Origin of the sequence: Gemella haemolysans ATCC 10379, assembly GCF_000173915.1 — a bacterium.
GTDB lineage: Bacteria > Bacillota > Bacilli > Staphylococcales > Gemellaceae > Gemella > Gemella haemolysans.
This window is the reverse complement of the sequence record NZ_ACDZ02000005.1, coordinates 87,261-103,133: the sequence shown is the minus strand read 5'-3', so window position 1 is coordinate 103,133 and position 15,873 is coordinate 87,261. Positions and strand designations below refer to the sequence as shown.

At 30.3% G+C, this 15,873-nt stretch carries 10 protein-coding genes; all 10 read right to left on the bottom strand.

Translation table 11 applies throughout. The features are described 5' to 3' along the window. Nucleotides 1-159 precede the first annotated feature (159 nt). The 10 genes from GEMHA0001_RS01270 to GEMHA0001_RS01220 all read right to left on the bottom strand — a co-directional run bounded on the left by GEMHA0001_RS01270 (nucleotide 160) and on the right by GEMHA0001_RS01220 (nucleotide 15,589). Entirely contained in the window at nucleotides 160-1,050 is an 891-nt protein-coding gene (locus GEMHA0001_RS01270; protein WP_004263490.1) for a restriction endonuclease, read from the bottom strand. A gap of 575 nt (nucleotides 1,051-1,625) precedes the next feature. Further along, nucleotides 1,626-4,643 carry a type I restriction endonuclease subunit R gene (locus tag GEMHA0001_RS01265; protein WP_003144026.1) on the bottom strand — a complete coding sequence of 1,006 codons (3,018 nt, stop codon included), beginning with the start codon at nucleotides 4,641-4,643 and terminating at the stop codon, nucleotides 1,626-1,628. Between the two features lie 55 nt (nucleotides 4,644-4,698). Further along, nucleotides 4,699-6,564, bottom strand: coding sequence for a restriction endonuclease subunit S (locus GEMHA0001_RS09015; RefSeq protein ID WP_004263643.1), 1,866 nt, complete (start codon nucleotides 6,562-6,564; stop codon nucleotides 4,699-4,701). After that, the gene (locus GEMHA0001_RS01250; protein ID WP_004263589.1) at nucleotides 6,565-7,560 is read right to left on the bottom strand and encodes a virulence RhuM family protein; all 996 of its coding nucleotides are present in this window, start codon (nucleotides 7,558-7,560) and stop codon (nucleotides 6,565-6,567) included. Then, the gene (locus tag GEMHA0001_RS01245; RefSeq protein WP_004263464.1) at nucleotides 7,553-9,133 is read right to left on the bottom strand and encodes a type I restriction-modification system subunit M; all 1,581 of its coding nucleotides are present in this window, start codon (nucleotides 9,131-9,133) and stop codon (nucleotides 7,553-7,555) included. Before GEMHA0001_RS01245 ends, GEMHA0001_RS01250 begins: the two co-directional genes overlap by 8 nt. A gap of 213 nt (nucleotides 9,134-9,346) precedes the next feature. Then, nucleotides 9,347-9,967, bottom strand: a complete 621-nt coding sequence (locus GEMHA0001_RS01240) for a DNA alkylation repair protein (RefSeq protein ID WP_003143996.1) — start codon at nucleotides 9,965-9,967, stop codon at nucleotides 9,347-9,349. 80 nt (nucleotides 9,968-10,047) lie between these two features. Next, the gene (gene tig / locus GEMHA0001_RS01235; protein ID WP_004263426.1) at nucleotides 10,048-11,316 is read right to left on the bottom strand and encodes a trigger factor; all 1,269 of its coding nucleotides are present in this window, start codon (nucleotides 11,314-11,316) and stop codon (nucleotides 10,048-10,050) included. A 220-nt stretch (nucleotides 11,317-11,536) separates the two neighbouring features. Further along, nucleotides 11,537-12,232 (bottom strand): M48 family metallopeptidase, encoded by a 696-nt coding sequence (locus GEMHA0001_RS01230; protein ID WP_003144043.1) that lies wholly within the window; start codon nucleotides 12,230-12,232, stop codon nucleotides 11,537-11,539. Nucleotides 12,233-12,254: 22 nt separating this feature from the next. Further along, complete coding sequence (locus GEMHA0001_RS01225) at nucleotides 12,255-12,932, bottom strand: YggS family pyridoxal phosphate-dependent enzyme (RefSeq protein WP_004263676.1); 678 nt, start codon at nucleotides 12,930-12,932, stop codon at nucleotides 12,255-12,257. Between the two features lie 302 nt (nucleotides 12,933-13,234). Further along, nucleotides 13,235-15,589: a penicillin acylase family protein gene (locus GEMHA0001_RS01220; RefSeq protein ID WP_003143970.1), complete on the bottom strand. Its 2,355-nt coding sequence runs from the start codon at nucleotides 15,587-15,589 to the stop codon at nucleotides 13,235-13,237. Between the last annotated feature and the right edge of the window lie 284 nt (nucleotides 15,590-15,873).

Sequence of the window (15,873 nt, the reverse complement as noted above, 5' to 3'; positions counted from 1 at the left end):
AAATCGATTTTGTCGAGTCACCCCCGCACAGGTTATTAGATATCTAAAACCTTTCATAAAGCGAATTTAGATATCAATAAACCACTGCGTCTATGAATTCTCATATACACTTTTTTAAAAGTTATTATTTTTGAATCGCTCTTCTTATTAATTATAGATTTATTTTTCTAATATATCTACAGGTTCTTCACCTAGTAACAGTTTTACATCATTAATGTCAACAATTCTAAAATCTTTAATTTTTGATTCCAATTGTCTTACTGACTTAGTCACCCTCGAAGTATCAACGAGTAAAACTCTCTCAACCTCAGGTAAAGCTTTTTCTGCTCTCTTAAGGAAGATTTCAACATGTTTAGGATGAAGATATGTATTTCCTCTGTAAGATTTTATCTCAATAACATATTTTTTACCATTCTTTTCAAGACATAAATCAAAATCCCTACTTCTATTTTTGGGCTCTTTAACATCATAACCAACTTTTCTAAATGCATATGCAAGTAATAATTCTTTACCCATTGGTGAAGCTAATTTCTCTAAAGCTGAAAGTAATGGTTTTGGTTTAATCTTAATAATAGCTTTCCTCAACCCCTCAGGATCTTTTGAAGAGAGTTTTAGATTAAATCCAATTATATAATCTTCTACTATAGCAAAATGTCCATGTGCTATAGCGTTTCTAATAGTAGTTAATAAGGTATTTATTTTAGACAAAGTACTATACTTTGCTACTATGATTTTTTGACAATTAGTACAAATTTCCCCCTCAAAAAATTCCCAGTCTTCTTTACTTATTACTTCCTTTTGTCCTATCCATCTCACATCACGACTTTCCTTCATACCCATTTGCTCCATTATATAGGTAAATGAAAATTCATCATAGATTCTATCAGAAATAAACTCATTTTTAGTCGCTTGGTATGAATCAATATTCGGAATATACCAAAGTAAATTTTTTATTATCTTATCCATCTCTTCTGAAAGCTTAATCGGTCTCGGACTATGTTCTATCTTATAAGCTACTTCTCTTCTTTTTTTACAACATCTTTTAGCCATATCCTTCTCCTAATATGAAATCAATTAATATCAACTTTATTATAGCATAGATCATGTACATAAAAAAAGACACGTATCGGTTATATACGTGTTTTTAAGAAAGAATACTAAATTTTAAATAACTATTGATTTTCTTTGTGTCCTCTTCAAATTTCTGATATAATCAGTGATGGAGAGAGGAGTTAAGGAGTTTAATACTTCTGATAAAGATGGTGGCTACTTTTATACGGAAGGAGATGATGCTTATGCTCATAAGTAACAAAATCTGGACGAAAGGAGTAGCAAGTTGTCTGCGTATGAAATTATACAAACTATTATAGGTGTAAATCTTTTGATTGCAACCGTAGTTGGTGTATGTATAAATGCGTTTAAAAATGACAATAAAAAATAACCATCTTTACTTTAGCCGAGTAGATGGTTATTTAATATAATCTTAAACACGAGCTACCGTCTTTAAAACGGCTCTCTCTTTTATGATTTAATTCTAACACAAATCTATATTTAAATCAAAAATTTTATCTGATTTAAATATAGATTTTAATACATTTATTTAAAATAAAATTAGCTAATTTATATTATATCCCCACAAATACCTTAACGATATCTTTCAGTTTAGAAAGAACTGATTGCTTCTTAGCTTCTCTTTCTCCACCAACACGTCTTACTGGTGGTAATACATCATCTAATTCAGTTCCACCTTGGGCAACATATCCTCTACTAATTGATTTCTCTATAAATTTCTTAGATTTTTCTTTTAGATTTTCTTCAGTGATAAGTTCATTTATCTTTTGTTCTTTCTCAATCTTAGCATATTCATAAAAAGCTTCTAGTATATCTTCATTTTTATCAAACTTAGTTAAGTCTGTACGATTGATAAATTCAATAATTAATTCTTCTTTTGCTCTTGTTCCAAGTGAAGAACGAATCAATCTTCTTATTTCTTCTTTTAATATTTCATTATTCGTACCTTGCTCTTTAGCTTTTTCAAGAATTAAGGCTAGGATATAATCAAGATTTACCTCTTCAGTTTTTAGAAGATCAATATGGAATTCAACATCAGAGTAATCTATAATAGGCCCATCAGGATCTATTATCGGTGGTTTTGGTGATATTGACTCATCTTTTATCCAAATATATACACTCTTCATATCTTGTTTCAATCTCTCAGAAATTATCTTCTCAAAACTACTGAATTCATCATAGTTTCTCAAGATATTTTCTCTCTTCAAGATTTCACCAAATAACTTAACAAACTCTTTCTTATCTTTTTCTAGTTTGATTTCTGTTGGGTCTGGGAATTTTTCTATGATTTCTTCACATAGTTCCTTATACCCTTTGAATATAACTCCTGTATCTTCATCCGTGAAGCCGTTGATGTAATCATCATAACTACGCTCGATAATTACATTAATACTATTTTCATCACCAAATAGTTTAATCGCATCTTTAGTAGCTTTTTCTAAGTTTCTAAAGCAAACAATATTACCGAAAGCTTTCATCTTATTTAGAATCCTATTTGTTCTAGAAAATGCCTGAATAAGTCCATGATATCTCAAGTTTTTATCAACGAATAATGTATTCATAGTTGGAGCATCGAATCCAGTTAAGAACATACCAACAACAATTAGTAAATCTACTTCTTTGTTTCTTACTCTACTAGATAAATCTTTATAATAATTCTCAAATCCATTACCATCTATAGTGAAGTTGGTTTGGAAAAATGAATTATAGTCATCAACTACATTAGTTAAGAATTGTTTTGCAGTAGTTGACATTGCTGATGACGTCATACTCTCTTCTTCAATTTCTCCTGAGGCTCTTTCTTCGTTTGGAGCATAACTAAATATTGTCGCAACTTTTAATTTTTTATCTTCAGATAAGTTTGCCTGTTGTTTTTTAAACTCTTCATAATACATCTTCGCCGCATCTACACTTTGTACCGCAAACATCGCATTAAATCCATTAATACGTTTATCCTTTACAGTATATTGTGTATTGCGATAAGTTTTAGAATCAAACTTATCAAGAATGTAATTAGTAATTTCTGAAATACGCTCTGGATGTAAGAACATCTTATTCTCAAGAGCTTTTAGTTTTTCATCATCTGTTTCTTCTTCAGAACTCTTGAACTTTGGATTAATACTGTTGTAGTCGATTTTGAATTTAAGAACTTTACCATCTCTAATCGCATCGGTAATTACATAACTATGTAATTGTGCACCAAATACACTAGCTGTTGTAGTTTCTCCATCTATTGAATTCTCTACAAGAATTGGTGTCCCAGTAAATCCAAATTGATAATAGTGTTTAAATGAACTTTGAATATTCTTTTGAGCTAAACCAAATTGAGATCTATGACATTCATCATAAATGAATACACAATGCTTATTATAAATTTCATGCCCTTTATTACTTTTAACAAACTCATTTAATTTTTGAATTGTTGTAACAACTATTTTATTATCTTGTTTTTCAATACTAATTTTTAATTCTTTAGTATCCTTACTTCCATTTACACTATCTTTTTGGAATTTTTGGTATTCACGCATAGTTTGATAGTCTAAATCTTTTCTATCAACTACGAAGAATACTTTATCAATATAATCTAACTCAGTAGCTAATCTTGCTGACTTGAATGATGTTAAAGTCTTACCAGATCCAGTAGTATGCCAGATAAATCCACCTGCTTCTACACTTCCAGCTTTTTTATTTTCAAAACTAGAATTAATTCTCCATAATAGTCTCTCAGTCGCAGCAATTTGATAAGGACGCATGATTAAAAGGACATTTCTTGAATTAAAAACACAATATTTTGTTAAAATCTCAAGTATAGTTCTCTTCTCAAAGAAAGTCGCTGTAAAGTCTTCTAAATCTGCGATAACCCTATTCTTAGCATCTGCCCATTCACAAGTGAACTCGTAATTACTCTTATCACGTTCTGTCGTATTAGCGAAATACCTAGTATATGTTCCATTAGAAATAACGAAAATTTGCACAAACTTATAAAGCGAATTGTCTAAGTTAAAACTTTCATCTTCATACCTTTGAATCTGATTAAAAGCTTCTCTAATATTAACCCCACGTTTTTTCAATTCAATATGAACAAGAGGCAATCCATTTACTAAAATACTCACATCATATCTATTTTTAGCGACAGTTACTTGATTAACTACTTGTAGGTGGTTGTTATGGATATTTTTCTTATCTATTATTTTAATATTTCTTAATCTGCCATCATCAAAGACAAAATCATAAATATGATTTTCTTGAATCTTACGAGTCTTTTCGATAATCCCATCATTAGGAGCATCTAAATACTCTAGTAAAAATCTTTTCCATTCACTATCACTAAATTTCACGTCATTTAACTTTTCAATTTGTACTCGAAGATTACTGTATAAATCATCCATACTTCTAACATCAAGTCTTTCATATCCTTGAGAAACTAAATTATTAATCATATTTTCTTCGAGTTGTGATTCAGTTTGATATTCTTCTACTCTGCGCTCAGGCTTTTCAAACCTCGCTAAAACTATTCCACCTTGCATCTCCGCGATAGGTGAAGTCTTATATTTAAACGTTTCTTCTGACATACTCTCACTCCTTTTCCTTTTTTTATTTATATTCCAAATTTTCCACAATAATTCATTACCTTGGAAAGTTTAACAAACACTCTCTCCAATATTCATATTGCTTCTGGCGTTGTTCTATTTCTTTTGGTAATCCCTCTTTAATATCATTTACTAAAGTATAAAACTTGTCAAGAATTGATACAACATGTTGTTGAACGTACAGAGGAGGAATAGGAAAATGATACTCCATTATTTTCTTTTTATCTCCTCGTGGCATCTTAGCTCCTTTTGAATATTTTATATTATATTCAAAAAATCTTTCATCAGCTAAAGCATGATATAAATACCTTGAATCAACTAATTTTTTATCTTTTACACTAATAGCTAAAACATCTCCATTAGTACCACCTGTTCTATCTGAATACCAAATCTTCCTCAAATATGGTCGAATATTTCCTATTAATATATCATCCTTTTCATATTTTATTGAAGTTCCTGTTTCTGGAACATAAGTAGAATCTTCCCTTCCATATTTGTCTTTCAATAAATTATCAACTCCTACATAATTAAAAGTATCTAATTCTTCTGCTGATATTCTACTTGAAGAATATTCAGCAATATCTCTTAATCGATATTCAATAACCTTATCCTCTAAAATTATTCCTACATATTTAGCAGCTTCTTGTAAAATATTATAGTAAGTATTAGATATTATGAACGTTCGTTCGTTCGTTCTACTATATTCTACGTCAAATGTCAAGAGTTTTTCTCGATAATATTCATATTGTTTCTGACGTTGTTCTATTTCTACAGGTATCAATCCTTTTGTATCTGCAAGCAGTACTTGGAACTTATCCAAGATCCTCACTATTTTATTTTGAAGTGAAAGGGGTGGAAGAGGTACCTTCAATTTATTTAAAGTTGACTGTGTTAAACTTGGTCTTGTCGAATTATCACTTAATTTATTTAAATCATAGTGCTCTATAAAATAATAAAAATACTTAGGTATCAATTTACTTTCATCAATTTCAGTATGAAAAATCGTATCAACATTCCAAAATGGCTTATCTAAATAAAATACATTATCTATTGATCCTTTTCTCGGAATTAAAACAGTCGGTTTATCATAAGAGTACTTATCGACAAATACCCCCATTTCTCCTCCACTACCGTAAACAGGGATATCCCCTTGATCTAACTTTTTCCAATCTTTACCATTTTTTATAGTAACAACTTCTTCTAATTGAACTATATTTAATCTTCTATCTTCTTCCATTTCCTTAGTCGCTTTTATCAAATATTCTTCACTTAATAACTTATCTCTGTAATAAGTATATTGTTTAGTACGTGACTGAAGTTCTGACTGAAGTTCCGTAACATAACTTGTGAATTTATCAAGTATTTCTACCATTTTTTCTTGAGTTTCTAATGATGGAATAGGGATTAATAACTCTTTTAAGTCTGTTTTATTAAATTTCCCTTGACCTACTTTACTTGTAATTTTTTCTAATGATTTTTGAAAGAAATATTCATGAAATAGATAATATAAATATTTATTACTTTGTGTTTTACTTCTAAGATAAATTGCATTAGGTCCCAAAACATTATTATCGCTAGGAAGCTTTTCAGGATAAATGTAATATACCTCGCCACAATTACCGATATTAGGTAATATTATACACTCTTTATCTAAATTTACTCTATATAGGAATCGAAATGCATTTTCATCTACATAAACAAAATCATCAACTTTTTTAAAATCTGATTTTATATCCTTTGTACGTATTAACTGAGCATAACCTTCTTTTTGTAAATATTTTACATTTTCAGCTATTGTTTTAAATGATCCTGCAGCAACATAATCTGTGACAATTTCTACTACTTCCCCTAACTTCTTCCACTCCACTTTTTCATTCTTAAGTAATTCTAATATGTTCGTCATCTATTTTCCTCCTTTCTTTGCTATTTTTTCTATATTTTTAATTTCTTCTAAATAATCTTGTTCTACTTGAGTTAAAGTGTGTTCTGAATACTTTTTATATTCTTCTTCCACTTTTTCTTCCATTTGTATTCGTGATATTTTCCCAGCATTTTCTAATATATCTTCACCTGTTGCTCGTAGAATATTATCGACATGTTTTATCCAATCTACCATTGTCATAGCTACAGCACGTTCTGCTTGTCTTTCTGCAAAGTCTAAATACCCAGATACAAGTTGATTTAAACTACGTAATTCTTTTTCATTTAAATAGTTTTTAGCTGTTTTAGCTTCTGTTAATGTTGGTAATTCTCCTTTAAAGGTAGTTAGTCCCATAAATTCTTTATCACCATCTACTCTATCAAATACCAATTCACTTGCCGTATGATGATGTATTGCGTAATGCATTTTATTTTGAACAGTTGCAAAGAATTTCTTCGCTTCATCACTATTCTTATCATAGTCTATTGATGTTGAGAATAATTCTAACACTTGACGATAGAATACTTTCTCACTAGAACGAATATCACGAATGCGATCTAAAAGTTCTTTAAAGTAGTTTCCACCACCAAAGTTTTTAAGACGATCATCATCCATAGCGAAACCTTTAATTAGATATTCTTTTAAAACTGTAGTTGCATATTTTCTAAATTGTACTCCACGTGGAGAACGCACACGATAACCAACAGCGAGAATCATATCAAGGTTATAAAAAGCAATATTTCTTTCTATTTCCCTTTTCCCTTCTTTTTGAACTGTCAACTGATAGTTGACAGTTGAAACTTCACTAAGTTCATCATCTTCAAATATAGCTTTTATATGCTTGCTAATGTTCTGTTTGGTTGTTTGAAAAAGTTCTGCTATTTGTAGTTGATTAAGCCAAATTGTTCCATCTTCTAACTTAAGATTTATTTTTGACTTTCCGTCTTCCGTATTATAAATAATAATGTTATTATTCATCGCTCTCTAGCTCCCTAACTATCTCATCTATAGATGCACGTAATTCATCTATTTTCTCCACAGTTTCAGCAATTTCTTTATTTAATACTTTGATGTCGATTTTTTCTCTAGTGTCTTCTTTTTCTACATATGTTGATACTGATAAATTATAATCATTTTCCTCTATTTCACTACTATCTACATAACGTGAAAAGTGTTCCACATCTGCTCTATTTCTAAACTCTTCAATGATATTATCTATATTTTTTTCTTCTAATATATTATTGTTTGTTTCTTTTTTGAATTCTTTAGATGCATCTATAAATAAAGTTTTGTTCTCAGTTTTATTTTTCGCTAATACTAATACACAAGTAGCAATCGACGTTCCAAAGAATAGATTATCAGGAAGTTGAATAACACAATCTACAAAGTTATTATCTACTAAATATTTTCTAATAGTTTTCTCTGCACCTTTCCTATAAAAAATACCTGGGAAGCAAACTATAGCTGCTCGTCCTTTACTTGATAAATAACTAAGTGAATGCATAATAAACGCATAGTCCGCATATGATTTAGGCGCAAGTTTACCAGCAGGTGCGAAACGTTCATCGTTAATTAATGTTGGATCCGCATCACCTATCCATTTTATAGAATACGGTGGGTTTGATACTATAGCATCGAACGGTCTTTCTTCCCCATGATAAGGATTTAATAGTGTATCTCCTCGTTTAATAGAAAAATCATTGTAGTTCACATTGTGCAAGAACATGTTCATTCGCGCTAAGTTATAGTTAGTCATATTTATTTCTTGACCATAATAACCTTCTTCTATCTCCACACATTCGAACTTTCTCATCTGTAATAATAATGAACCACTTCCACATGTCGGGTCGTATACTTTATTAATCTTATCTTTTCCATCTACTACTATTTTAGCTAACAATCTTGACACTGTTTGAGGAGTGAAAAACTCTCCACCAGATTTACCTGCATTAGATGCATAATTAGAAATTAAATATTCATAGGCATCTCCAAATGCATCAATATGATTGTCTTCAAAATTACCAAAATTAAGTTCACTAATACCTACTAAAATACTAGTTAATTTCATATTTTTTTCGGGTACAGATTCTCCTAAACGATCACTTGTTAAATCAACATCTCTAAATAATCCTTTGAAATCCTCTTCTGAAGCACTTCCAATAGCACTTGCTTCAATTTCTTTGAATATCGTATCTAATTTAGCATTTAAGTTATCTTCTTTAGTTGCAGTTTTTACAATATTTTCAAAAAGTTGGCTCGGCAAAATGAAAAATCCTTTTTCTTTAACAGTTCCAGGTTTAAAATATTTTAACGCCTCGTCATCACTCAACTCAGCATAATTAAAATCCACAGCTCCTGCTTCACGTTCGGCTCTATTAAAATAATCTCTCATGTTTTCTGAGATGAATCTATAGAATAGTATACCTAATATATACTGTTTAAAATCCCAGCCATCTACTGCACCTCGTACATCATCAGCAATCTCCCAAATTTTTCTATGTAATTCTGCACGTTGTATTATTTCGTAATTTTCTTTTACACTATTTCCCATTTTCATCTCCTAATTTTTTATATTATCCTTACCATTATAACACATAAAGTGTACATAAAAAAAGACACATAGGGTTGTATGTGCGTAAAATAAAAAAGAGATGTCGACCCCCCTCCAAAAAAATAAACACGGGGGAGGAGGATAGACATCTCTCATTAGTTCCATTATACTACAAAAAATTATAATACACAATAAACCTTATTTCAAAAATACTTACTCCACAACAAATCTACTCGCTAATTTATATACTTGTTTGATTTCCCTGGTTTCTAAATTCCAAGTTTTTAATTCTTCACTTATGAGTTCTGGAAATTTTCTACTTATATCCCTTAATGCATTTCCTACTGATTTTCTTACATATTCACTAGTGTCTTCTTTTAATGGGGCTATTCTTTTTATTGCTTCTCGTGGATTTTCTTTGAAATATGGTCTACTGGTCCATATCCTTAATCCTTCTGTAACAGCTCTTCTCGTATTCAGATTATCAGACCTTAGCCACTCATCAATTACAGAGATTGAATTTTCATAACCTTTATTTTTACAATATTCATCAAATGCTTTCGCAAGTACCTCTTGCACTCTCCAATTATCATCTTTAGATACTTCATCTCTCATAAAAGTTAGGATATCACTATCATCTGATAAATAACCGAAAAGAAACACACCGTACATTCTAACTTGATATACTTTTGATTCATATGACAAGAAAGCTAGTTTTTTAACATACTCTTTATCATTAGATTTATAATCATCTAACGCTCTTTTCTCTTCTTCCTTAAATCCACTCTTTATTAAAGAAAATTCTTGTTCTAGACTTTTAATATACTCATTCAACTAATGTCACCACCTTATTATCATAAAAAAAGCATATAGAATGTTAGACACTCTATATGCTTAAGGATGATTTGCTAAAATTAGTTGTTAGCTTTTAAGAAATCTACAGTTTTTTGGATTACTAACTCACCACGTAAGTCTTCAACACTAATACGTTGTTTGATTCCTTCTTCAGTCATGTTGTACATAGTAGCAAGTTCTTTAACTTCTGCATCGATGTCAGCTTCTGTTACTTCAACTTTTTCTACTTCAGCGATTTCACCTAGTACAAATGAAGTTTTGATTTTGTTTTCAGCGTCTGATTTCATTTCTGCTTTAAGATCAGCTTCACCTTTTCCAGTGAATTGCTCATATAAGTCGAATGATAATCCTTGACGAGATAAGTTTCCAGTGAATTGCTCGAACATAGAGTTAACTTCTTGTTCTACTAATTTTTCTGGTACAGAAACTTTTGCGTTTTCTACAGCTGTAGAAATTACTTTATCAGAGTAAGATTTTTCTGCTAAGTTTTCTTTTTCTAATTTGATTTCTTCTTTTAATTTTTCTTTGTATTCAGCTACAGTTGAAGCTGCTTCTTTAGTAAATTCTTTAACGAATTCGTCAGTTAATTCTGGTAAAACTTTTTCTTTTACGTCGTGAACTGTAACTTCGAATTTAGCTGCTTTACCTGCAAGGTCAGCTACTTGGTAGTTTTCTGGGAATGTTACGTTAACTTCTGTGTCAACTGGTGCAACTTTTCCTTCTAATTGTTCTTCGAATCCAGGGATGAATGAACCTGAACCTAATTCTAATTCGTAACCTTTAGCTTCTCCACCTTCAAAAGCTTCGTCTCCGATGAATCCTTTAAAGTCGATAACTACGATATCACCTTTTTTAGATTCTCCTTCTTTGATTTGCCATTCAGCTTGACGGCTTAATAAGCTATCTAATCTTTCTTCTACATCAGCATCTGTAACTTCTACTGATTCTTTTTCTAATCCAAGGTTTTTGTATTCACCTAATTCAACGTTTGGTTTAACAGTAACAACTGCTTCGAATTTAACACCTTCTTCTTTGCTGATTTCTTTAACATCGATATCAGGCATAGCTAATGGTGAAACTTCTAATTCATCGATAGCTTTTGTATAAGCTGCTGGTAATACGAAATCTACTGCATCTTGGAATAACGCTTCTTCACCGTACATTTTGTTGAACACAGCTCTTGGTAATTTACCTTTTCTGAATCCAGGTGCGTTAACACGTTTAACTGCACGTTTGAATGCTTGATCTAATCCTTTCGCAAATTCTTCTTTTGTTGCTGAAAAAGCAATAACTACTTTTCCATCTTCTTTATTTAAAATTTGTGACATTTATTTTTCCTCCAAAAATACTTTTAAGTATCATCAAAAATGTTAGTATAAAAATACTAAAAACTCTTGATTAATTATATAGTAAATAGCGTAAAAAGTCAATCGTTACATACTCAAATTATTGTTTTTAAGAGTAAGTTAAATAGTTTCAAAAAATTATTTAGCCCACTCTCATTTAATAATAAATTTCAAAAAAATTGTAATACTTCTATACTTTTTATCAACCGATTAATTGTTTACTAAATTCTTTTATTAATTTATCATTTTCTCTGTAATTAGGATAGTATTTTCCTAACAATGTATAAAATCTCGGTGTGTGATTTGTTTCTAACAAATGAGTAAGTTCGTGAACAATAGTATGTTCCAAACACTCAACTGGATATTTTACAAGTTCATAGTTTATCCAGATTCTTTTCGCTTCGATATTACATGTTCCCCAACGTGTTTTCATCTTTTTAATTCTAAGTTGTTCAGCATGAATATTCATAATCTTTTCATACTTACTAAGAAACTCCAAGCATTTATTATAAACAATCTTTCTGAGTTCCCTAGTTACTATTCGTTCTCTATCTTGGTATTTATCTTTAACGCTTAGAATTAACTTATCATTAGAAATAGTTATCTTATTTTTATCTCCAAGTCTAACTTCTAAAGTCAATTCCTTCCCGAAAACATAATGTTTTTCACCTGTTACATAGTTTTTAACAGTATGAACACTCTTCAAGATATTATTTCTTCTAAGTTTTATCTCATCTATATTTTCTTGAACAAGTTTTTTTATGATATAATTAGGTGTTCTTGGAGGGGCGCTCACTACTACATCAGCATTTTTTTCAACTTTTAAATAGATGTTTTTCATTTTTCTTCTGTATTTAATAGTGACGATTAAATCATCTACAGTTATTACTCTTTGCATACTACCCCTCCTCTATATTTTATTATTTTAACTCACAACCTACCAATGCAGTACCAACTCTTATATGAGTCGCACCTTCTTCAATTGCAATTTTATAGTCGTTACTCATTCCCATCGATAAGAATTCACATGGTGCATATGGTAAATCCAACCCTTTTACTTCATCACGTAACTGTCTTAATTTTCTAAAGCAATTACGTAGTATTTCTTCATCTTCAACAAAAGGTGCCATAGTCATAAGTCCGACAACTTTTATTTTTGAATATTGTTCCAATGATCTAATAAAATCAATGGCTTCTTCTGAAGTTAAACCATGTTTACTCTCCTCTCCAGAAACATTCACCTGCACGAAACATTTAATCTCTTTTTCTGCACGTTTTTCAATTTCTTTAGCTAAGCTGTCTCTATCTAATGCGTGGAAGTAATCAACCTCATTAATCACATCACGTACTTTTCTAGTTTGTAAACTTCCGATTAGATGCCAAGTCTTATCAGAATATTTACCCTTTCTTTCAACATAATTTTGCGGACGATTTTCAGCAAAATCAGTAATTCCCGCTTCAAGCGCCTCTTCAACTCTAGCATCAGTAACATATTTAGTTACAGCTATTAACTTCACTTCATCAGCATTTCTTCCTGCTTGTTTACAAGTTTCCGCTATTTCTCTTGTTATTGTCTCAAAATTTTCTCTAACGTTCATTTTTTCTCCTACTTATTTTCTTTAAACTCTTTCTAATTTTATTATAACATGATGCTTATTATTTTGTTATTAATTAAATAAAAAAAACACCTATAAAAATAGATGTCATAACAAGTAGTCGGACGGAGTCGCACCGCCATTTCTCTTCTCAGAGCGTATTCCTTATTCAAACCACAGCCCTACTTATTACCCTCATTATATCAGATTTTTTTCATTTTTCAAATTATTTTTATAGTGTTCTATATTTTTTCAATTAAAATATGGAAAGTAACAAGAAACCCTATTACTTTCCATTATTTTTCTTATTTTCCAGGTACTAGTTCCAATACTTTATCCTTAGGAATATTTCCTATAGATTCACTCGTATATTCTCCTTTTACCCATTTTTCTATTTGATCATCATAATTATCACTTAAGAAGTGGCCACTTTGTCCAGGTCCAACAATATGATGTCCTGTTTTAGTCTCAAAGTCATAAACAAATCTCCATGATGCACCATGATTAACTAATCCCTCATCGTTTTGTCTAGCTGCTTGAACTGTAACTTTAGAACCTGAAATAGGATATTCTTTCGGGTTTAAGAAATATGCTAACAATGCAGATGATTTAGATAATGGATGCCTGAATCCTAATGTATGAGCTGTACCCCACTTCCATTTAGATACGTCATTTCCATATTTACCTTCTAATTCAGTTATAGTTTCATTTAAACTGTTTGTTAATACTTCTTGTAGTCCATTTTTCTCCTCAATAAGATTTACTTTTTTACCGTTTAAACTATCTCTAAGTACCTTATCTACATAACTCTCTTTATGAGGCATAAATTTGTATACATCTGCATCCATCTTGTCTTTTAGTATATAAGATTGGATTTTTTTCATCCACAGATCAAAAATTAAAGGAGCTGCTTCATCTTTCTCGTCTACATTATTCCATGATTTTAGTTTATCAACTATTTCTTTTTTAGAAATTTTATCAACATTTATATTTTTTAAGAAGTTTGGTAAAAATTCTTGTGCATATAGATTTTTTGTATCCATTTGAAGTTTCTTCATATCATCAACTGTTAAATTATTTTTCTTTGATAATACTTCATCTATACGAGCTTTTCTATACGGCTGTGCCCAAACGTTTGATGTGTGATAATCAGTTTTCACAGTTTCAGTATTCGCTGTCGCAATAAAACCTTCTTCTGGATTAACAAGTTTCGGTAATTTATCATATGAAACATAACCACTCCATCCATAATCACTACTATAACCTGGTACAGGAAGATTCCCATCTCCCTTTTTCCTAATAGGTACATTACCATTTGATTTATAAGCTATATTTCCTTCATTATCCGCAAAAACAAAGTTTTGAGCTGGTGCTTTGAATTTTTCCAATGATTTCTCAAATTCTTGCCAATTTTTCGCTTTATCTATATTTAAAATGGCTTCTAGTTCTTGCGTCGATTCAAGTGCTGTCCACTGCATTGAAAAACTCGTATCTTTATTTCCTAATGGTTTTAGCAGTTGATCAATTATTGGTCCATGCTTCGTATTAACAACCTCAAAATCGACAGCATCTTTTCCTTTTACTTTTATTGAATACTTATCAACTTTAGCATCATAATATTCATTATCGTATTTAAATTTATATGGATTATTCTCTTGTCGTTTTTCAATATAAAGGTCTTGAACATCTGGTCCAAAATTCGTAACTCCCCATGCTATGTGTTCATTATGACCAAGAATTATACCAGGTACTCCTGGAAAAATGACACCTGAAACTTTATTATTTGGTGTTGAAAGCGACATCTGATACCAAACTGATGGAGTACCTAGCCCTAAATGAGGATCATCTGCCAATAACGGCTTACCAGATTTAGTTTTCTTACCAGAAACAACCCAGTCATTGCTACCATTTTCCATCGGTGGTCGCTCAGTCTTAGCTGTATTCTTATCTATACTAACATCTATACCTTGATTCGCTTTTATAATTTCTTCATTATCTTTATTTTTTGAAAAACTATCAGGAAGTAACTGTTTTAGATTTTCTTCACCTAAATTGTTTAAAATCCAATTATTAAATCCTAAGTGATCCCAGTGCCCACCTAAATCATAAGCCATGTATTTCCCGACTGTTAAAGAATCAATAGGAGTCCAATTTTCAGGAGAATATCCTAATAAAGAAAACTCATAAGGTAATTTATTATCTCTTTTTGCTTCTTCAATAAATGAATTTACTCCTTGAGCATAATCTTCTAATATTTTTTTAGCTTCTTCTGAATAATCCTTGTAAGATTCTTCTGCTGCTTTCCTTAAAGAAAAAACTAGAAATTTCTTATCATTTTCTAACGCTGCTTCACCAACTACTTCAGAAAGTCTACCACTCGCTTGTCTTCTCGCTAAATCCATCTGAAATAATCTATCTTGAGCATGAATATAACCCTGAGCTTTATATAAATCACTATCATTTTCGGCTTCAATCGTTGGAATTCCATTTTTATCACGCGATATTTTTACGCTATTGTCTAAAATCTTTAATTCTGTCTTCCCTTCTACTGTTGGTAAAGATTTATGAACAAAATAATATCCATAACCTCCTACCAACAATAGCAAGGTTACTAACACTATTACTAATCGTTTTAAAATCTTAATAACTTTATTTTTCATAAGTCCTCCTAAAAAATAAATTATACTAAGAATTATATTAGTTTTATCCATTTTTTGCAAACTGATATTTCCTAAAAAAACTCTAAATAAGTATAGTATTTTTTTCACTTTTATTTAATATTTATTATTTGATAGATACTATATATCTCTAAAGAATGCTAACAGTATAGATTGAATGTATTTTACTTTAATATTCTCCTAATAATTATTTTTCTTATAAAATTTCTTGATATTTTTTAATATTTTACTATCATATTACTTCAACATACTTATATTTTTATAAA

Bases quoted from the DNA above. Each gene is read 5' to 3' on its own strand.
- GEMHA0001_RS01270 (WP_004263490.1), bottom strand. From the start codon at position 1,050: ATGGCTAAAAGATGTTGTAAAAAAAGAAGAGAAGTAGCTTATAAGATA.
- GEMHA0001_RS01265 (WP_003144026.1), bottom strand. From the start codon at position 4,643: ATGTCAGAAGAAACGTTTAAATATAAGACTTCACCTATCGCGGAGATG.
- GEMHA0001_RS09015 (WP_004263643.1), bottom strand. From the start codon at position 6,564: ATGACGAACATATTAGAATTACTTAAGAATGAAAAAGTGGAGTGGAAG.
- GEMHA0001_RS01250 (WP_004263589.1), bottom strand. From the start codon at position 7,560: ATGAATAATAACATTATTATTTATAATACGGAAGACGGAAAGTCAAAA.
- GEMHA0001_RS01245 (WP_004263464.1), bottom strand. From the start codon at position 9,133: ATGGGAAATAGTGTAAAAGAAAATTACGAAATAATACAACGTGCAGAA.
- tig (WP_004263426.1), bottom strand. From the start codon at position 11,316: ATGTCACAAATTTTAAATAAAGAAGATGGAAAAGTAGTTATTGCTTTT.
- GEMHA0001_RS01230 (WP_003144043.1), bottom strand. From the start codon at position 12,232: ATGCAAAGAGTAATAACTGTAGATGATTTAATCGTCACTATTAAATAC.
- GEMHA0001_RS01225 (WP_004263676.1), bottom strand. From the start codon at position 12,932: ATGAACGTTAGAGAAAATTTTGAGACAATAACAAGAGAAATAGCGGAA.
- GEMHA0001_RS01220 (WP_003143970.1), bottom strand. From the start codon at position 15,589: ATGAAAAATAAAGTTATTAAGATTTTAAAACGATTAGTAATAGTGTTA.